The 21,623-nt window shown below is 36.1% G+C and carries 11 protein-coding genes and 1 riboswitch; of the genes, 6 read left to right on the forward strand and 5 right to left on the reverse strand.

Annotation, left to right across the window (positions count from 1 at the left end):
• Nucleotides 1–40 precede the first annotated feature (40 nt).
• The 6 genes from BLR86_RS26255 to BLR86_RS21385 all read left to right on the forward strand — a co-directional run bounded on the left by BLR86_RS26255 (nucleotide 41) and on the right by BLR86_RS21385 (nucleotide 13,800).
• Nucleotides 41–226, forward strand: coding sequence for a hypothetical protein (locus tag BLR86_RS26255; RefSeq protein WP_090766443.1), 186 nt, complete (start codon nucleotides 41–43; stop codon nucleotides 224–226).
• Between the two features lie 93 nt (nucleotides 227–319).
• Complete coding sequence (locus BLR86_RS21370; RefSeq protein WP_090766446.1) at nucleotides 320–6,205, forward strand: cadherin-like beta sandwich domain-containing protein; 5,886 nt, start codon at nucleotides 320–322, stop codon at nucleotides 6,203–6,205.
• A 636-nt stretch (nucleotides 6,206–6,841) separates the two neighbouring features.
• Entirely contained in the window at nucleotides 6,842–7,036 is a 195-nt protein-coding gene (locus BLR86_RS25800) for a hypothetical protein (RefSeq protein ID WP_139185688.1), read from the forward strand.
• Nucleotides 7,037–7,391: 355 nt separating this feature from the next.
• Nucleotides 7,392–9,062, forward strand: coding sequence for a DUF262 domain-containing protein (locus tag BLR86_RS21375; RefSeq protein WP_090766449.1), 1,671 nt, complete (start codon nucleotides 7,392–7,394; stop codon nucleotides 9,060–9,062).
• 23 nt (nucleotides 9,063–9,085) lie between these two features.
• Complete coding sequence (locus BLR86_RS21380) at nucleotides 9,086–11,242, forward strand: DUF262 domain-containing protein (RefSeq protein ID WP_090766452.1); 2,157 nt, start codon at nucleotides 9,086–9,088, stop codon at nucleotides 11,240–11,242.
• A 74-nt stretch (nucleotides 11,243–11,316) separates the two neighbouring features.
• On the forward strand, nucleotides 11,317–13,800 hold the full coding sequence (locus tag BLR86_RS21385) for an SIR2 family protein (protein WP_090766455.1): 2,484 nt from the start codon (nucleotides 11,317–11,319) through the stop codon (nucleotides 13,798–13,800).
• A 408-nt stretch (nucleotides 13,801–14,208) separates the two neighbouring features.
• On the opposite strand, the gene BLR86_RS21390 is transcribed toward BLR86_RS21385, so the two are convergent.
• The 5 genes from BLR86_RS21390 to BLR86_RS21410 all read right to left on the reverse strand — a co-directional run bounded on the left by BLR86_RS21390 (nucleotide 14,209) and on the right by BLR86_RS21410 (nucleotide 19,787).
• Nucleotides 14,209–14,802 (reverse strand): TetR/AcrR family transcriptional regulator, encoded by a 594-nt coding sequence (locus BLR86_RS21390; protein ID WP_090766458.1) that lies wholly within the window; start codon nucleotides 14,800–14,802, stop codon nucleotides 14,209–14,211.
• Between the two features lie 50 nt (nucleotides 14,803–14,852).
• Entirely contained in the window at nucleotides 14,853–15,752 is a 900-nt protein-coding gene (locus tag BLR86_RS21395) for an SDR family NAD(P)-dependent oxidoreductase (RefSeq protein ID WP_090766460.1), read from the reverse strand.
• Between the two features lie 555 nt (nucleotides 15,753–16,307).
• Nucleotides 16,308–16,952: a response regulator transcription factor gene (locus BLR86_RS21400; protein ID WP_090766463.1), complete on the reverse strand. Its 645-nt coding sequence runs from the start codon at nucleotides 16,950–16,952 to the stop codon at nucleotides 16,308–16,310.
• 2 nt (nucleotides 16,953–16,954) lie between these two features.
• Nucleotides 16,955–19,000 carry a GAF domain-containing sensor histidine kinase gene (locus tag BLR86_RS21405; RefSeq protein WP_175493000.1) on the reverse strand — a complete coding sequence of 682 codons (2,046 nt, stop codon included), beginning with the start codon at nucleotides 18,998–19,000 and terminating at the stop codon, nucleotides 16,955–16,957.
• A 166-nt stretch (nucleotides 19,001–19,166) separates the two neighbouring features.
• The gene (locus tag BLR86_RS21410) at nucleotides 19,167–19,787 is read right to left on the reverse strand and encodes a hypothetical protein (RefSeq protein ID WP_090766469.1); all 621 of its coding nucleotides are present in this window, start codon (nucleotides 19,785–19,787) and stop codon (nucleotides 19,167–19,169) included.
• A gap of 1,751 nt (nucleotides 19,788–21,538) precedes the next feature.
• Nucleotides 21,539–21,623: riboswitch (cyclic di-GMP riboswitch) on the forward strand.

Consider the following 21,623-nt stretch of genomic DNA (forward strand, 5'->3'; position numbering starts at 1 on the left):
TAGACAGTAAATTAACAATGTTCAGATAGCATGAAGAAGTGTGTCAGTATTTGTAAATATTGTTAATATTTTGACGACACCAAAAACTTGTTGTGGAGGCATTACAAATGAAGTAAAGAAAATCGCTTTATTTGCCGTAAAAGATGGAGTATTTGTCAAAAACAAGGTCAAGCTTTTTGACCGTCGAATCATGCTCGGCAACTTAGGAGGTGGGAGATCGGTTTAAGAGGAGTAAAATCATGTTTGGTATGTGAGTGCGGATTCAATTTCAACAATTTATTGCTACAATAAATAACTTTGTGAAGGAGCGATCTTTTTGATGAAAGCAACAGGAAAAAGCCTATTATCCATCCTGATGGTAATCGTCATGATTATGAGTGGTTGGGGGGGAGTACCCCTTGTATCTGCAGACGAATCTACTAATCTAGAAACCGTTGCAGCATGGAATATGACGGCTGCTACACCTATGTCTGCATCCATTCCGGCGACAGGCGGAAAAAACGAACAGAACGCCCTTTTTTCTAATTGGGAGGGAGCTGTTCCTACCGTCAGCCTCTACGCCAATAAGGATTCTGTCTATCGTGGTAATTGGGCTGGAGGTATGGATAAAAAATATTGGCAGGTTGAACTTTCTACTAAAGGTTATGAACAACTGAATTTAACGGCACTGGTTACGTCCTCTCCACAAGGACCGAGAGATTTTAAGGTCATCTCCAGTACTGACGGAAATAACTGGATAGACGTATCAAACAGCAGTTACAGTACAACTACAAGTAATTCTTCCCATACATTCGCCTTACCGGAAGAAATGCAAGATCAGGATAAAGTTTTCCTTCGATGGATCATGACTTCCAACTATAAGGTAAATGGTGATGACGGTGCAACTGCCATGGCAGGAAATACTCGCATCAATGATATCGTGATTCAAGGTGTTCAACTTCCTGCAGTGGTTGATCCTCCCGTAGTAGAAGATCCTCCTGTAGTGGATGACCCTCCCATGGTAGACGACACTAGCTATTCATGGAACATTAACAATGGAGATCTAATCAAGGGAAAATTCAATGTATCTGGAGCATCAAAAACAGGCAACGACAACCTGTCTTTAAGATTAGATGGAAACCCGATTGAGGGGTTGACTACTAACGGCAATGCTTTCCTAGACTTTAGTTCCTCCGGAATACAATCGGTAAGCAATAATTTTAAAAATGCTACATACATTAACGATCAATTCAATTCTTATATTACCAAAGATGATGCGCAGCAAAGATTACCGCTTGACCAAAGCCTCTTGACTCCCGGACAGGTTAATAGCATCGGTATTACCATTGGGAATACAGCTGGGGACTATAATGTTAATGTTGCACCCAATACGACAAATTATGATGATTTTAATGTGTTTGATTTTTCTATTGCTTTACCAAACGGCGATAAAATCGCACCAACAGGTGTAAAGTTATATTATGCATTGGATGCTACAAAACCTGCATCTCAAAGTAAAAATATAGTGGAGGAAGCTTATTCGAACACAAATAAATATAGACTGGGTGACGGATTCCCCGGCGGCAGTGATTTATCCATGGCATACAGGGTTGATATCCTGTTCGACCTGACATCATGGGATAACAAGGTTAAATTATTTTCAATCGATACAACCGCGTTAGTGGATGGAAATCATATCATTGAGTTATTGGATAACGGTACCGTAGTCAAAACAGCAACCATTACTACGGACAACACAGCTCCGGTTGTCGAGCCTTCTGTCACGGACGGCGCAATCATCCATTCTACAGATGTTTTAAAAGCGTCCATAACAGATGCAACCGCAGGTATTGCATCCACATTGGTTAAACTCGATGGTACAACCATCACGTTGCCGTATGATTCTGCTTTATCGGCAGGCTCTCATACCCTCCTCATCACAGCAACAGATAAGGCAGGCAATACGACCACCAAAACGGTTAGTTTTACAGTGGAACGCACTGAATTAAGTGTGACCAATCCACAGTCTATAAGGGATGAAAATCATGTAGAGCTCTTCATTACTCCTAATGTACCTGGTGGTGGAGTTGCGGATGTCTCTTTTTATAAGGCTGCAAGTATTACCGAGATCCAAGGTTCTTCCAATGTGATAGACAGCACGGTTCTTCAGAACAAAGACTATCCTGGAGAAACTGGCCTCGGAGAAAAAGTGAGCGGGTATGTTACAACTGCTTCGCAAACAGGCATGCCCTATCAGGCCTATGATGTGAATATCGGGACAACTACTGGGAAAGTCGTTCTTTCGTTTACAGGACATACGCAAGGTAGTGAAAAGTTAGCATTGGCTGTTTGGAATCATACAAAAGGAGAATGGGTAAAAGTAGCTTCAGGGCACGGTTCGAAGGGTTCTGATTTTACATTGACTGCAAAAGTGGACACTGCGGAATTTGCATCGCAAGGCAAGCTGCGGGCAATGATTGTTCCGGATCTTGTATCGAATGGCAGTGACACAATTGGATGGTTCACGGATACACAGTATTATACAGATACAAAATTTTATGCAGCAGATGATACGTACAAAAAAATGACTCAATGGTTGGCAGATCAATATTTACAAAATAAAATCGGTTATGTAGCCCATACGGGTGATCTCATTCAATCGGTTGGCAATACGTCACAATGGATGGTTGCAGATGCTGCACATAAAGTGTTGGATGATGCCAACGTTCCTAACGGTGTTGTTACTGGAAATCACGACGTAGGGGACTATTCAAATCTAAGGTATGAAACGAGCGGGTATTTCACCTATTTCGGCGAGAATCGTTTTAATGGGCAGCCATGGTATGGCGGCAGCTACAATAATAATACCAATCATTATGACCTCGTTACCATCGGTGGAAAAGACTTGATCATGCTTTACCTTGGGATGGGAGTTGAGGTAACACCTGATACGGTTACATGGGCAAATGCAGTTCTTAAAGAATACAGCAATCGCAGTGCGATTATTTTAGTGCACGAGTACCTCGCAACCAACGGGAACTTTGATACCGCACAACGTGGTCAGCAGATATTTGAAAAAATAATTGTACCAAATCATAATGTGGCTTTAGTATTAAGTGGACATAATCCAGGAGTATCCAGAAATACCAGAACGGTTCCAGGCACATCACGTTTCGTACAGGAAATCATGAGTGATTACCAGGATTATAACCGTGGCGGGGATGGTTTTCTTCGCACGCTTCAATTGAGCAACGGACAGCTGGTTAATAAAACCTACTCTCCTGTATTTGATAGATATAATGCTTTTTCAGCAGAAAAGGATGACTTTACTGTAAACCTTCCATTACAGGATCCTAAAAGAACGATATCTACAGCTTCGTTTACTGCTGGTGTCACAGAAGATGTAAAAATCGGAAATACAGTGTCCGTGGAAAGCGGAAATACAGCTGCCGCTCAATGGAATTCACCGGAAAGCAGCGATACGGGTTGGTATGCGGCCGTTACGGCAAATGACAAGACACTTTTAACACAAGTTTATCCTTTATCGGACGATCCTATTCAGGTTGATCCAGATAAGACACCACAACAGCTTACCATGCACGTAGGTACAGATGCATCGACTAGTGTGAATTTTGCATGGACAACAGATAAGCAAGTGAACACGGTCTTAAAAGTAAATAAAAAAGGTGAAAGTCAGCCAACGATAGTTAATGGAACCAATGCACAAGGTGCAGGAGGCAGATACTTTCACAAGGTCGAAATAACAGGATTAACACCTGGTACAGAGTATGAATATACAGCAGGTGCGGGTGCAAACAAGCTTTCAGGAACATTTAAAACAGCACCCGAAGCAGGAAACAAAGATAGCTTTACATTCAACTATATAGTGGACCCACAAATCAGCAATGCTGTCAATTCAATCGCGGCAGGAGCCACTTTTAATGAATTAAGTAAGATTTCTGATTCTGCCTTTACCTATATTGGTGGTGACTTAACTGATACAGCATCTAATGAGACGCAATGGAACTTGTTCTTTAATAATGGTGGAGCATTTCCAACTGCAGGGGCAGACTTCTTGAAGAATAACCTTATTTCTGTCGTTCAAGGGAATCATGACAATGCTACCTTTAATGGGCATATCAACGTACCGAATGAATCAGGTGGGGCTTATGCCTATGATTACGGTCCTGCAAAATTCGTGATGCTTAATACCCAAAATACTTCACAATCACAATTAAAGGAACAGGAAGCACTATTAAGAACAGAAACTAAAAAAGCAAAAGAAAATGGGCAGTGGATTTTTGTCGGCATGCACAAGGCTATATACACTGGTGCCAGCCATATAACGGATAATGATATCATCGAATTAAGAAAGTATTGGTCACCAATATTTGCTGAATTGGATATTGATGCAGTCCTACAAGGTCATGATCATGTGTTTTCAAGAGGTTTCATAAGCGATCAGGGTGTCAATGCAACTCCGGAAATGCTGGATGAAACAACAGCTCTACAACCGAAGAATTCACCTTTCTATATGGTGGCTCTTACAGCTGGCGGGTTGAAATGGTATAGTGAAAAAAATTATACGGTTTCGTCTGGTGATCCGCTAACAACAAATTATCAATTCCTTGATATAAATTCTGCTAAACCAGCAGGTGATCCGTTAAACCCTCATGGGCCGCAGAGTGATATCGCAAAAGAGACGGCTTATGTGACAGTAACGGTAACATCAAATTCTGTAACCTTTAATACGTATGCGTACAAGTATGACCAAACTAAAAATGAAATCACTAAATTGCCATACTTGTACGATACTTACACGATTAAGAAAACGGCAGTAGAAGATAATTTGAATAATAACCCACCGATTGCGGATGATGCCTCTTTTACCATTGATGAGAAGACTGCAACTGGAACAGTGATCGGTGCTGTTAAGGCAAGTGATGCCGATGGTGATGCAATGACATACAAAATCTCTTCCGGGAACAATGAAGGAACTTTTACTATTCATGAAAAGACCGGAGAAATAAGGGTTGCCGATGCAGCGCAGTTAAATGCAGCGGCCAAAGCGGTTTACACACTTTCAATTCTGGTAAGTGATGGACAGCATGAGACAACACTAACAATCACCATAAATGTGATCTCTAGTGATGTGACACTTAGTCAATTAACAAGCAGCCACGGCGCGTTAAATCCTGCTTTTGAACCTGGCACGACCCAATATACGATGGCAGTAGGTGCGAATATCCAAACGGTCACCTTCACTCCAACGACAGCAAATGCAAATGCGTCGGTAAAAATAAATGGGAAACCAGTAGCAAGCGGGCATGAAAGTGAACCAATCGCGTTAGAGCAAGGAAAAAACAACATTATCATTGAAGTATCCGCTCAAAATGGACAGATGGCCACTTATACCATTGCTTTGACTCGTCTGCAAACAGAAGTACAGGTCACACCTAAAAAGGATGGAGTCAGTGCAACCGTTTCTGATGACCAAATCAATCAATTGGATGAAGAAGGAACACTTGTGGTTGAATTAAAGGAGAGTCTGGACGGAGTCACAACCATTCAATTTACGGCTGGCCAGCTGGAAACGCTCATCAATCGCCAGGCGAAAATTAAAATAGTTAAAAATGATGTGGAGCTTCTGGTACATGCGGCAAACTTTGCAAAAGGGGGAAACCTTGTGATTAGCATGGAAAGAGTCGCTAATAGCCCTGAAAAGCTTCCTTCATCCAATTTGGCAGCAGGGGCCGTGTATGACTTCACGATCAAACAAGGAGATAAAATCATCAGTAATTTTGATCATGAGATTCAGCTTGTTTTCCCTGTAAGTGGAGTCGGTCATCCTGAAGAATTAAAAGTATTTTATTGGAATCCAAATAAAAAGGATTGGGAATTAATCGGGGGCACATACGAAAACGGCCAGATTAAAGCCATGACGAAACACTTAAGTACTTATGGCGTCTTCCGTCCAAATGATCTGGCAAAAGATAATCCATCAACAGGAGTACAACTGCCAGACACAGCAACTAACATAAAAGACACTCCATCAACAGGAGTACAAAAGCCGGACACAGCAACAAACAAAAAAGAGAATCCATCAACAGAAGTACAACTACCAGATACAGCAACAAACATGTATAACTGGCTATTTGCAGGAATCATTCTCCTAATCATTGGAGGAACGGTCTTGTTTAAACAAAGAATAAAACAGAGACAATAGGTGTCAAATAAGTGCCTGTTACCACCCGTATTTTGTCAAATTCATCGACATTATTCGGGGGTGACAGGCTCTTTTCATACTAGAAAGTACTAAAGAATCTCCTGATGCAAAGATTTCATATGTTACATATTCACTAAGCTGAAAGAACAAACGGAAACTTTATTAATAAAAATCGCCCGTGAGATATACGGATTTGAACGAAGAGATTTTCAATAGCGGTTCACCTTGTCTTTTCGCATTTTACGGTGCAAAGTTAGAAGATTGTCGCCGTGTTTTGGAGTGTCATCATTCGACGTATTTTATGATAGAAACTCTTTGTTATCAGTGGTGGGAGTATTTTTAATCAAACGTTTGATCAGTATCATAACGTGTCAATTTTTGTGGATTCGAGGTTTTTATAGATTCATATTGAAGAGAGTTATCGAAGATTGAGACCTGTCATCGACAGGAATTTTTCTTACCAACTGGCCTGAGTTCGTTTACTAAAAGGGTTTTGCCGACATTTAATCAAACGATTAGTTAGTGAATTTTCGGCTAATCAATCGCTTGTTTAGATTGGCTGTTTTTGCTGTTGTGGAGGGGTTGGAATGATTTTAGCGCAGAGAAGTTTGTCGAGAGGTGGTTTTGTCATAACGGGTGAGAAGTGGTTCCGTTTCGCTGCTGATAGATGAACTGGATAACACGTTGCCATGTGTAAGTAACCTTGTACTCGACAAGCCTTTTTCTAGTTTACTGCTAAAAGTTCGTTTTTCAAAAGAGTTTGAAGGACTTTTAAACAAACGTTTTGATTCCGGGCGAAGGTCTACTGTTTCTAGTCATAATGATAGTTAGTGAACTTTTGTTTGGAAAAGGCAGAGTTATTTATGGAGAATCATTCAACCGGTAAAATTTATTCGACAATTGTTCATATAGATACCATAGACAATGGCAACAGGTCATTGTCTATTATTTTTACTAAAATTCAGAAGTAATATTTTTGTATTTTGAGACCCAGAACAATACCTTAATTAATTCCATTTAATTAGCTACTTGTATTTACTACTTTTTGTGAAATTTGCTCATCTTCTAAAATGGTTCTTTTTGAGTAATAAAAGTATAATTAAATAGTGGAAAATTTGGAAATTTAATCTAATGCCTTTAACGGAAAATATAGTTTTCCGATAACTAAAATAGCGAGGGGTAGTAAATGGAAAATACTATAACACTTAAAACAGTAAATGAATTATTAGAATCGGCCTCATTCTTTATTCCATCATATCAACGTGGATATCGCTGGGATAAGCAACAAGTTCTAAACCTCTTAGATGATATCTATGATTTTATGATGGATACTGGATCAGGTTCATCGGAATTCTATTGTCTGCAACCTGTAGTTGTAAGGAAAATGGAGGAACAGAAAAATAAGTTACCAATTTATGAAGTAATAGATGGTCAACAACGTCTAACTACAATTGCATTGATCTTAACTTATCTAAATGAAGAACCATACCAACTTACATACGAGATCCGCCCGGACAGTAACGAATTTTTGCTTAATATAAGGAAAGAAATTGATGAAGAAAATAATGACAAAAATATTGATTATCATTTTTTTAAACAAGCCTTCTTAACAATTGACGAATGGTTTCATCGACCAAGAGAAAATCGGCGTACTTTAAAACAAAAGTTCTCAATTGCTTTAGGAGAGAATGTAAAAGTTATTTGGTATGAGGTCGAACCTAAAATAGAGGTTCGGGAGGTCTTTAGCCGCTTAAATATTGGAAAGATTCCATTAACGAATGCTGAATTAATTAAAGCATTAATACTATCGAAGACATCAGAGGAACAAAAATTTGAACTTGCTAATGAATGGGACCAAATTGAACGTAGTCTTCGGAACGATAAATTATGGTATTTTATTCAACCGACTAAAATGTACACAAATCGGATAGAATTCTTATTTGATATTTATACGAAGAATGTCACGAGCAAACATCACGACCCCTTTTTTACTTTTTACCAAATACAAAAGGAAGTACACTTTCAGCAATTATGGTTAACAATTAAATCGTATTTATCTAGATTTATAGAATGGTATGAAGATAGGGAGTTATATCATTTACTAGGGTATTTAACACAATATAAATCTATAACAAATTATATGGATCTCTATGACAGTGCGGCAATTCTTGAAAAACAAGACTTCCGTCGTGCCTTAAAGGGAGAAATAAGAGCTGAAATAGCTGGTATTTCGCTAGCTGAATTGAATTATGAGGGAGACAAAGGAAAAATAAAAAAAGTACTATTGCTATTTAATATTATTACAACATTAAAGCAAAAAAACGATGAAGCCAGATTTCCATTTGACCGTTATGTAAAAGAACAGTGGAGTATTGAACATATACATGCTCAGAATGCAGAAGGACTTAATACAAAAGAGCAGTGGCTTGCATGGCTTAAAGATGCTGTTTATACATTAAAGCAGTTGGAGCAAGTGAATGAAGAACCACAGTATGCTGAATTAATTGCTCTACTTCAAAATAGTTTGCAAGATAAGAATCTAAGTAAAGATAAGTTTACAGAGCTAGTTAATAACATCTTGGAAGCGACAGAAGAACAATTTGGCTCTGATATTCATGGGTTGGAAAACCTCGTATTATTAGATAGAGGAACCAATAGCGCGCTTAGTAATCACTTTTATCCAGTTAAATATCGAAGATTAAAAGAATATGACAAGGAAGGTAGTTTTATTCCTATTTGTACACGGAATACATTCATGAAGTATTACAGTACAAAAGTTGAACATTTTCAGTTCTGGACAGAGCAAGATCGTAATGATTATATAGCAGCAATTGAAGAAGTTTTAACAAACTTTTAGTTCGGATATTACGGGAGGTTATTATGTTAACATTTTGGGATTTAATCAGTTCTTATAAGATTAAAATACCTCTTATTCAACGCGATTATGCACAAGGCCGCATAGATGAAAAATCTACTGACATTCGCAAACTGTTGTTAGAACATTTAAAAGAAGCATTAGAAAAGAAGAGGCATGTTGACTTTGATTTTATTTATGGAACAGTTACTAGTGATGAAAACTATAAAATGCTCATACCTCTTGATGGTCAACAGCGACTAACTACACTTTTTCTTTTATATTGGTATTTTAATGTTAAGGAAAATGCAAATTTGAAAGAAAAGCTATCAAATTTCTCTTATGAAACACGGATAAGCGCACGCGATTTTACTAGATCTATTGTTCAAGAAGGTATTTCTTTTGAAGAATTAAAGAGCATAAGACTATCTGAGATTTTAATTGAAAAAAAGTGGTTTCAATTTCAATGGTTGCATGATCCTACCGTACAGGCAATGCTTGTGATGCTGGATGCAATACATGACAAATTTGAATCGTTTGATAGTAAAGTAATCCCGCTATTAATAAATGAGGATTGTCCTATTACTTTTCAATTTTTAGAGTTAGAGGAATTTGGATTAGGGGAAGAACTTTATATTAAAATGAATGCCCGTGGTAAGCCTCTTTCAACGTTTGAGAACTTTAAGGCTCAATTTGAACAAGTACTTGAAAAAGCGGGTTTTAAAGAAAGAAGTAAGGATTTTTCTTTTATGTTGGAAAAGGAATGGACAGACTTACTTTGGGAGTATCGAAGTGCCGACTTTACAATTGATAGTGCTTTTGTCGAGTTATTTAGTTTTCTTACAACGTCCATTGCGATTAAGGATAGGACTACACGAAATCCACGTATTTTTTCGGATCCATTTGTAAAAAAATCGGATTTAGAATTAATCTATAGTCAAAAAGAAAATGTGGATTTTTTATTTAATTCACTTTCATTATGGAAAAGCCAAGAAGAGATAAATAAAGAATTTGCTGGAATTGCAAAGAACATTTCATTGTTCACTTCACATAAACAATTATTTGACGCGTGTGTAAATAAAGAATTAAGTCTAATGGAACGAATCTATCTATATACCATTATTCAAAAAAAATTAAGTGGTCAAGAAGCTGATTTACTGGACACATTACGAGTCATACGAAATTTAGTTCAAAGAGTTCGTCAAGTGAATAGCGGACAATTTAATAGTAACTTACGTTTTGATTCTCTGGGTCCAATTTTTCGTGCCATTGATAAACTAATAGAAACAAATAAACCTGCCTATGAGGCGATCCTTTTATTTGAAAATGTAGAGGGCTTTGCTGATACAAGTTGGAAGCAGGAACAGGAAAAAGCCCAATTAATTAAAGAAATACCTGAACTAAAGAACTTGTTATTTGAATTAGAAGATATACCTTTGCTTAAAGGGGCTATTCACCAACTATTACCTATATTTAAACGCTACCCAAATGAAATAGTTAATTATACCAAGGCTCTGCTACAGCTCCCAGATACCTTAATTTCACGAGCAATGTTAACAATTGATGATTTTGCTATTCAAATAGGTTGGAGTAATTTAGGACCAAGATATGTGTTCGGAGGCAGCTACTACCGTGAATTAATTTGGACAAATAACAATGATTTAACTAACTTGTTTACTAATTTATATGAACTACTTATTGCCTCTCCTTGTGATTCTGTTGAGGAAAAACTAAATTACATAGTTGAAAATAACAATGAGTGGCCACAAACGCATTGGGCATATTATTTTGTTAAATATCCATCTATACTCAGAGGAAATAAATTATTGTATGCTTACGAAGATGAAGATAAGTATGCAATTGAACGTTTAACTGGTGTAAACCTACAATCAGATCATATAAATCCGTTTTACGATGCAGTTATTGAAGAAATTGATGATATGGATATTTGTTCATATGGGACTTCAGCAGTTCGATTAAGTGAAAAGAGCAGCTTGGTGACTCCGTTTGGAGTTGAATTTGATATCTCTGAAGGATATTGGACATTTGATGGGGATAAGTCAATTGTAAGGGATATAAAAGTGTATGCGGATAGCTTAACTGAAACCGATCTTATTATGAAGGGTGTTTTTTTAGTTCGTTATGCTTATGATCTGTCAAAAGCTACCTCTGCGAAACCATAGGTTTTGAAGTAAATCGATTATTATTTTTTGTTTCAAAAGGCCGTAAAAATCTAATTCTTTAGGAAGTGATAATATTGAGCGAGTTGTTATATAAAAAAGCTATTCAAGCATGTCTGGAAGGAAATGCTGTACTTATGACAGGAGCAGGTTTTTCATATAATGCAAGAAATATGAAGAATGAAAAATTAGGTCAGGCCAGTAACCTTATTAAATTTCTTTGTCAAACATACAATATACCCTATGACCAAAGTTATTCACTTGATGAAGTAGCGTCATATATATTAGAAGACTCTAAGAAAAGAAAAGATTTTTCTATAACTCAGATGCTAATTAGACAATTACAGGACTATTATCAAACGAATGTTAAAGGTATTGAAGAAGAACACAAGATAATAGCTAGTATACCATGGACTAGAATCTATACTACAAATTATGACGATGTATTTGAAAATGCATATTATTCAAAAAAAGGGAAAGCAATAGCAACATTTAATGCATACGATGACACTTCTAAAGTTGCTAAAACACAAGCTATTGTTCATTTAAATGGTTATATTAGAAATCTGACTGTTGAGAAATTAAATTCTGAATTTAAGTTGACTTCATTTAGCTACTGGCAAGAAGAATTTAAGAGAGAAAAAATGTTTGAACTTCTTAAACAAGATTTAGACAACGCAAATGTCATTATTTACATAGGGACATCGCTAAAATATGATTTTGATATTAGCAAGTTACTAAATGTAGACAGTTATAAGGAAAAAACTATTTTTATTGATAGATTGAAAAGTAATTTTGATATATCAGATAGTAGAAAAAGCTATCTAGGTGTCCAGATGAAGGTTGGAGTGGAGGGTTTTGCAAAAGATATAATTACTGCTCAACAAACCTTTGAGCCATCTCAAAAAAGTTATGATTTGCAGTGCTTTTCACCGATAATATTAGAAAAAAATATCTATGAAGAAAATAATATTCAGTATTTATGGGATTTGTTGTTGTACGGGAAAGTAAATTCAAAAATATTACAAAAAAACTTAAATAATGATGATTATGTTATATCAAGAGATGAATTAAGTTCAATTAATCCAAGAGAATATAAGGTAATAAATATTCATTCAAATTTGGGAAATGGGAAAACCATAAGTTTATTAAAGGAAGCATATAGGTGGAGTAAGGCTAATAATGTTTTAATATTAAATAAAGTTAATAAGAATATCACTAATGATCTTGTTGCAATTTCAAAAATAAAGGGGCATAAGATATTAATAATTGAAAATTATACTTTTTATCAAGAAGTATTAAAGAAAATGAAAATACATCTCGATGATTCCTATACAATTATTTTAACATCTAGAAGTTTTGTTAATGAGCAATATGAAAATCAAATCCCTATATTATTAGAGGTAGAAAAGAAGGATATTAAAAGTATTAATTTAAATTATTTAAGTACGAGGGAAATTAGGAAAATTTCAAATTTGTTGGAGAAATTAAATTTAAATGAGATAAAACAAAAAAATAGTAGTCAGGTAAAGAAGATAATTGGGAATAATAAGAGTTTATCTAACATCTTATTAGATTTATTACGTTCCTCAGTAATTTCTACAAAAATTGATAATATATATAAGAATTTTGAAAAAAATAATAGTGCATTACAAATTCTGAGTGCTACAATGGTTAATAACTTTACAAATTTACAAATGGGGTATTCCGATTTATGTTCAGTAGTTGGTATAACAACCAATGATATCGAAAATATAAGGAATGAAAATATTAGAGAATTACTAAATATTGGTCATGGAGAGATAACTCTACAATCACCTATTTTTTCCAGATATTTAGTTTCAACTCAGTCATTAGATTATCAATTAATAGAAACAATGAAGAAGATTTTAATAAATGCAAATATCCTTGAATGGGAAGAACAAAAACGAATTTGTGAAATATTAATATCTCAGTCTAATATAAGAATGGTATTTTCAGGCTTAGAAAGTAGCAAAGAAACAAGTAGTATCTCAGCAAATGTAGTAAGATATTTTGATGATATAGTGGATTTAAGAAATCATAAAAGTAATATATTTTTTTGGTTACAATATGGAATGGCTTGTATGGATATTCATGAATATGACAGATCAGAAAACTATTTAAACATTTCTTATGATTTAGCTGAACAAAGAAATAAAGAGGGGAAAGAATTTGGTACATTTCAAATTGACACACAATATGCCCGATTTATTTTAGAAAAAGATATTTACTCCAGTGAAGAGTCGGTAGGGAGTTGTGAAAAATTTTTATTAGCTAATAAAAAATTGGAAAAGGCGATAAGGCAGAAACCAAGTCAAGCAAGGTTAGCTTATAAACAAATGGTACTTTACGAACCTTATCTTGAAAAAAGCCTAATGCACTTTTCTGTGGATGATATCAGTAAGGCGCAAAATGTAATAGCTAATCATTTAAAAAATAGTTGGTTTATGGATAGTAAGTACGAAACTGAGGAAATTAAAAATGTCCTAGAAAGATGTAGTAAAAAGATAATTAAATCTATGGTGAAATTAAGCGTTTGATTTTTAATTGAAGGTTAATATTCTAGTGAAATAAAATGAGTTATTAATATTTCCATTAACTTTTCGATAACTGCAAGGATTATGTATTATAACCCATGTTCATAACTAGAAAATGAATAGTTCTTTTACAATAAAACCAATAAAAATGGCATCTGGAATTCTCCCCGATGCCATTTTTGCCTCTTAAATAACTACGGTGAACCGTATCATAAATAAATGAGGAAAAAATAATAATGTATATAAAGGTATTTCTGTTATAATCCTCGAACAAAATTCCATAAAAAACAAGATAAAAATATTATGGGATTTTCTTAACTTATGTGGAGCGAAAACATTTAAAAAATAAGTCACCTACTGTCATACGGCCGGTTGGAGTCCATGACGATAGGTGACTTGAATTTGTTTGTTTCAATCCTTTAATATTTTCATTAAATTATCAACATTATGATTTAAGTTAATCCCATCTAATCCATAAGGTAGTAGCATCAAACCGGAAATGACTGAGAAATAGAGCAACAAAAGCTCAGCTGGGTCGCCTTGACTGAATTCCCCTTTTTCTTGCCCCTCTTTAAAAATGGGGAACATTTGCTCAATAAAAGAAGTGGTTGGATATTGCTGGACAATATCTTTTGCCTTGTCAGGTACTTCATCGGAAATTTGTACTTGCTGTATGAGCATAAAGGAATGTCTATTGTTTACATCCAGCATTCTTTTGGTAAATTCTCTGATTTTTTTTGAAGGCGAGCCTTGCATAAGTCCTAATGTTGCAAATGCCTTAGCTGTTTCTTCCATCGCATCCTTAACAAGTGCGATAAAAAGCTCATCCTTAGAACTATAATATCGATAGGATAGGCCTTGGCTAATGCCTGCTTCCTTAGCAATCATGCTCATTTTAGTTCCAATGACTCCTCGGCGAGCAAATACTTTTAGGGCTGCTTTCTTTATTTGTTCTCTCCGTTCATCTCGGAGCTGGTCCAGTTGGTGATCATTTAATGGAGTCACTTTCGTTCATCCTCTTCCATAAGCTTTTTTTACATGATTAATTATAACAATTATTTCAATGATAACCCAACTTGTTCCTCACTAATTTTCCAAAGTCTTTTTGCCGATTCCCTGTCACTGGCCACGTCTGTCGGTTCCTTCAACTGTCTGTCAGCACAGTATTTACCGTTAAGACCGGAGACATCCTTCATTTCCGCGAGCCAAATCAATGTATCCGCCCCCTCCTCCGGTGTACGGGAAAAGAGCTTCATGACAGCCATTGTCGCTTTGGCCATTCTTCCATTGTTTTGATTAAAATTCGTGGCAACCAGTCCAGGATCAAAACAATGAACGGTAATATTTGTTCCCTCCAGTCGGCGTGCCAATTCAGATGTAAATAAAATACTAGCGAGCTTGGTCTGAGCATACCGCAGTGTTGGGCCTCCCATTAACTTTTTAACTCCCATAAAGAGATGTTCACCATGAATATTATCAAAATCAAATCCGTTTTTCACCATCTTGTGCCCATGTGAAGAGGTATTGATCACCCGAGCTGAATCACTTTCCTTTAGACGTTCTAAAAGCAGCAAAGTGAGAAGAAAAGGTGCCAAGTGGTTCAATGCCCATGTCATTTCCATACCTTCCTCCGTCTTCTGAAGGGTATCGAATAAAGCACCGGCATTATTTACTAATATATCAACCTGTGGGCACCTTTCCATTATCTGTTGAGCTACTTGGCGAATGGCCCTTTGAGAGGAAAGATCAGCAATGAAAATATCCACTTTAATTGGTTTGCTCGTCTGTTTCTTTAATTGTTTAGAAATTTCTTCTGCCCTTCCCTGATTTCTGGCAATGAATCCGATATTTGCTCCACGCGCAGCGAGTGCCTTTGCTGCTGCAAGCCCGATTCCATTTGTTGCGCCTGTAATCAATACATATTTCTCCTCAAGATTCCATTCTCGTTCTTTCATAATTAATTTAAAACACTCCTTTTATAATGAATGAATAATTCATTCATTAATTTTTAAATAGTATATGTTAGTATTTTGGAAAATGCAACATTCATTTTATGGTTTAAATGATTTAAGGATAGTTTGGAATTATCCAAGGAATTATGAAAGGAAAGACAGCAAAAAAACCTCATTAAGATATAGCGCGGTGAACCGTATCATAAATAGAGGCAGTTTTTTTCATCAATTATCTTTAACTGTATTATTAAGTAAAGGAGTATTTGAGGTAGTATGTGGAAAATGTTTTTATGATTGCTAACCTAATTTTAAGATCAAGTACCTGTCATCACCTTTAATTTGTCGAATTCATCGATATTATTAAGGGAGAGACAGTGGATTGCTTTAACGGCTCTCTGATCTGAAACTAACCACTCTACTCTACATTCAGCAGCTTTAGCAGCAGAAACTTGGCGGCGTGCAGTTCCTATTACTCCTTCTCTAGCAAAGGAAGGCAGATCGTCGCAATAATTAGAAGTTTGCTGGTTTAACTATTCCACTATAAACAGCTGTAATTTCTCATTCCATGCCCTCTTCTTTAGCCCGTTTTATAGCTTCAAATCGATCGGCAACTTGTAACTTATTATAAATATTTGAAACATGGTTTCTGACGGTTTTTGAACTTAAGCCAAGTCTTTCTGCGATGCCCTCATTTTTAGTCCCCTGAACAATAAGGTTCAGGATTTGCCTTTCTCTACTGGTTAGTTCTGGAAAGGCGATATTTTCCTGACTTTCGCTCATGTAATTAAAGTAGTGTATGAGTCTCGCAGCAATGGATGGACTGAAAATTGCTTCGCCACTGGCAATCGCACGAATGGCGCGAATGGTCTCCTCTTGACCAGCACCTTTAAGAAGATAACCTTTAGCTCCTGCTCTCATAGCAGCAAATACCGAATTATCATCCTCGAACATGGTGAACATAATGATACCTATGTGAGCGTTTTTAGCGAGTATTTCCTTTGTAGCTTCAATACCGTTAATAGTAGGCATTTTTATATCCATTAAGACAATATCAGGTTGTAGCGAGTTTGCTAGAGTAATAGCCTCTTCTCCGGAAATAGCCTCACCGATGACTTCAAAGTCCGAAATAGAAGAAAGCAAATTTCTTAAACCATCTCGAAACAAAGTGTGGTCATCAGCAAATAAGATTTTTATCCTTTCCATGACTAAGCCTCCTTTTCTATTAATGGAAAAATTGCTTGAATACTCACACCTTGCTCTGGAGTAGAAAGACAATGGAAAATTCCGTTCAATTCCTCTGTCCTTTCTCGCATAGAGGCCATCCCAATTCCTTTTTTTGAAGTAAAAGAAATCCCTTTACCGTTGTCCGTAATCTCAATTTTAAGGAAGTTAGCCATGGTTATTTTAATCTTGCATTCCGTTGCATATGAATGACGAATGACATTAGATATGGATTCTTGAATAATACGATATGTAGCAATTTCTACTGCTGCAGGTAATGTGGATACACTGGGAGGTACAAAAACCTTAAAATTTGTCTCACTATGACTGTATTGTCTTAGTAACTCATTAATAGCAAATGTGAGACCCAATTCATCTAGGATAGGTGGTCGTAAATCGTAGGCAAGTTGACGAATGTCAATGATGGTATCCTTTAATTGTTTATGGGTAGTTATCAGTAGTTCGTCACCCGCTTTGTGGTTTATTTTATATAAATTACGCGCGGCCTCTATATTCATTCCTAAGCTTGCAAGCTGCGGACCTAAACCATCGTGAAGGTCTCTTCGGATTTTTTTTCTTTCTTCTTCCCGTGCCTTCACAAGATTTTCTCTGGACTTCATTAAATCAGTTGTGACTTTTACGGAATAAGCAGCGATACCTACTTGACGTGCAAGATCTTTAATCAAGCGTTGTTCGTAATCAGAGAAACCCTCGTTTAAGTCCCTCGTTCCAAGGGCTAGCTCCCCAACCACATCATTCTGATATACTAAATTGATTCTATTTGGTGTGGTGCTCAGAGTTCCATATTCAGCAGCCAGCTGAAATGAATTTTCTGTGAAAAGATAGATGGCTGCATATGGCAGTTTTAACACCTGACTAATCGTTTCAACAACGGAATAAAGGACAGTTCTAGTGTCCGAAGTTGCTTCAAGCTTTTGTCCTAACATGGACAAAGCAGCGTATGGAGAACGACTTTCTCCATACATCAAACGGTTAATAGCAGCTTGCAATTTCCTTTTTATCGGTTCGAAGAGTATGGCAGTGACTCCTACGGCAATAAAGGAAATGAAAAACCCGCCTTGCTGAAACATTGTTCCAAGTATTCCGATAATGCTTGCATAGATAATCGCGACAAGACTACTTAGCATGACATATAAAACAAAACGGTTAATATAGATGTCTAAATTCCACAACTTATATTGCACTATACTAATTGCTAAGGAAACAGGTATTACGATGATTGTGGTTATCATTAAGGGAGTAATAACTTTTAAAATAGCAGTTTGTTCATCACCAAAAATACCTAACCAACCAATGTGTAAAATAATAATGATAATGCTAACAATTAACCATTTTGCTTGTTGTTTTTGAATAGAATTCGATACCTTTCGAAATCGATAGAGTTGCGCGTAGAAGACCAGTAAATAGAAACCCATCCACCCAGCAATATCAAGCCAAAATGGCCATAATTCTGGATTTAAAATGGAATCGGGCATGAAAATTCGACTATATGAAAAGATCATCCACAATGCTGCAATGCCAATGGTCCATTTAGGCACGAATCTCCCATCAGGAAATATAAAAAGAAAAACAACTATTCCAGAAGCTACAAAGTCAATGTAGTTTGTCATCCACATGATAGTGGGAAAAGCTTGACTTAATGTATCCATACCAAAATTAGCACCATAGGCGATAATGATCATAGAAGTAAATGTGATAAACGTATCTGAACTATTTTTCAAAAATAGAAAGATACCAACAGAAAAAAAGCCAAACCCAATAATAAAATTCATTATTGTTTTAAACCAGGCGTAGGAAATGAGGGAGATCCCAATAGTTTGAAGTTCAGCGGATTCTTCTAAGGTTAATTGACCAAAGTCTATACATCCACTTGGAGGGCATGGTACTTGATAAATGGTGTTTTGTATGAAGACACTAAAAAAGAAGAGCCCAACGGATATCAGGGCTGTAATGATCCACATGAATTTAATCATATTGTTTAGGATTTTGTTGAAGTCTATATTCCTCATTAGGAAGATTCTCCACCTCATTGAACTTGAATTGTAATCTTTCTGTGACTAATTAGACTATATATATTTAGGTGGAGTAGGATGTATTCCTTCTTATATATTAAAAATCCACCTCGTATGAGATGGATTGATAAAATATGGTAACTTTTATTACGTTGTTATAAAGTTACGAGTTAGGTTTTATTGCATCGCTTCCTATAACAACTTCTATTTTTGTCCTTTTGTAAACAGCAGTACTCAGCCAAATAATCGCGATCGCCCAGAAAATTGACCCGAAGTTGCTAACAATGCCTAATGGAGCAAAATCTAAAAAAAGTGATAATGCCACTAGAACTGCTGGAATGACAGGAAGGACCTTCACTTTGGCTAAACTGATACCAAAATAAACCCATCCAATAAAAAGTAGAATTAAACTGAACATCAAGCCCTCACCTGAAGGAGTTGGCCATGTGGAAGCTAATTCTGCAGCATGAACTTTAAGCATTGGGGATACAAAAGTGACAGTCCACATACCTCCTACTTCGAGCATGCTGCCGATGAATAAAACGATAAAGCTTATAAATAGATTTAGACTTGGTTTAATTTGATACGAATATAAAAAGACTGCAATCATACCAATTAAAATAAGGATCATACCTAATACATTAATTAACCCAACAATTACAGCTACTCCCATTGTGTCATGACCCAGCAGATATTGATATCCAAATCCGAGTGTTGCTACAATTTGCAAAATCCCCCCAATAATTGAAAATACAGCAAGCTTTCTTAGTAAATTATTATTCATTTCAAACCCCCTATAAAGTTTAATTAATGGAAATATAACATTTTAATGTCCCTTGTTCATGGGAGTCATGTCATTTTAAACAGGGATATTTACAAAATAAGGGGTCAGACCCTCACTCAATTAAAGTTTTAAGCTGTAAAGTATTAATGCAATGTAATAATTCATGGAGGAACCCGAATCAAGGAGTTTATCTATAACGGTGACCACGGGCAATCGAGACAGACACCATTGATGTTTTAGCCAATGAGGACAGTTCTCGTTGGCTTTTTTCTAATTGAAAGAGAGACCTATGAAGTACAAAGTTTTGTCTTCTCGCACCTTATGGTGGGAAATTAAAAGAATGTCGCCGTGTTTCGGGGTGTCATCATTCGACCCTATTTTATGATAGAAACTCTTTGTTTATCAGTGGTGGACGTATTTTTAATCAAACGTTTGATTAGTATCAAAACGTGTCAATTTTTGTGGGTTCGAGGTTTTTATAGATTCATATTGAAGATCGTTATCGAAGATTGAGACCGATCATCGACAGGGATGTTTCTTACCACCTGGCCTGAGTTCGTTTAATAAAAGGGTTTTGCCGACATTTAATCAAACGTTTGATTGGATTTGCTGATTTTGCTGCTGTGGAGGGGTTTGATTGATTTTAGCAAAGAGAAGTTTGTCGAGGGGCGGGGGTGAGAAGTGGTTCCGATTCGCTGCCGATAGATGAACCGGATAGGTTTCCAGCCGAAGAACAGGGGATTTCAACTAGCCAGTGTCACCTGTGGTAGTGCAAAACCCCTTAACCTCGACCACTTTCATGGTTATGTTTTACTGTGGCTGTTTATTTCTAACCATTTTTAATTCGGTGAATATTTCACTCAAACAAAACCACAATCACGGACAAATTGAACAATTTGTACGGATTGTTTGAACCAGTATCATGGTTTAAAACCCACAACCCCCTATAATGAAGATGGCACTAATCATTCAGTGAATCTATCGTTATCGAGGGTTGTTTTTTGATTAAGCATCGGGAAGCTTTAAGGCTGACAATTAAGAATTGATTGAGTAAAAGAAGTATTGCAGCTAGCTGTTGATGTTCCAGGAACACTATCACATCTGTTTTAGACCGGGCTACAGTATGTGATATCTCTTGGCCTCAATTCAAGTGTTATTGACTTGAATTGTGACCTTTTAGAATAGCATCAAGAATACTGTCAATCCTTCTGGAGCAAGCAGCCGTTAGTGACTAAAGTTATTATTTGTTTTTACTTTTATCTAATAAACAAATATTTAATTCACAAAATCATTTAATACTTGTCCAAGAGTATTTCTCACCGTTTCATGAATATTAAATTCAAAACCATATTCGAATAAATTATTGTTTACTATTCTTGACCATAAAATATCTCCCTTTAAGATAAAGACCTTCCCTTTTACATTGGTGTGAATTTCAACAGATGTGGTTGGGACTTCAATGTATGATAAGAACCGAAGTCCACCTAATCCTATATCCTTTATTAATACCTTAATAATTTTTTTATCGGAGAATATATTTTTGCCTTTTCTCTCAATTAAAGATACTGTGCCTCCACTTTTATAGTAATTAAATCACTCTTCATATTTTCCCCCCTTCTTAATTCTTTTATTATATTTGTAAGTAATAGTACAAGTTTGCCACCATATAGAAAAGTGAGTGTAGACAAATCACAGTATTTTAAGTAGTATTTATAGCTATTGGCATTCTCCTATATTGAGGTCATATATCGATTTGTAAAAGGCAAACCTATTAAAAGATGGGGACGCAAAGACACAGATCTAAGGCATTTTTGTTATGATGGCTGGTCTACCGAA

Source organism: Bacillus sp. OK048 (assembly GCF_900103525.1).
GTDB lineage: Bacteria > Bacillota > Bacilli > Bacillales > Cytobacillaceae > Neobacillus.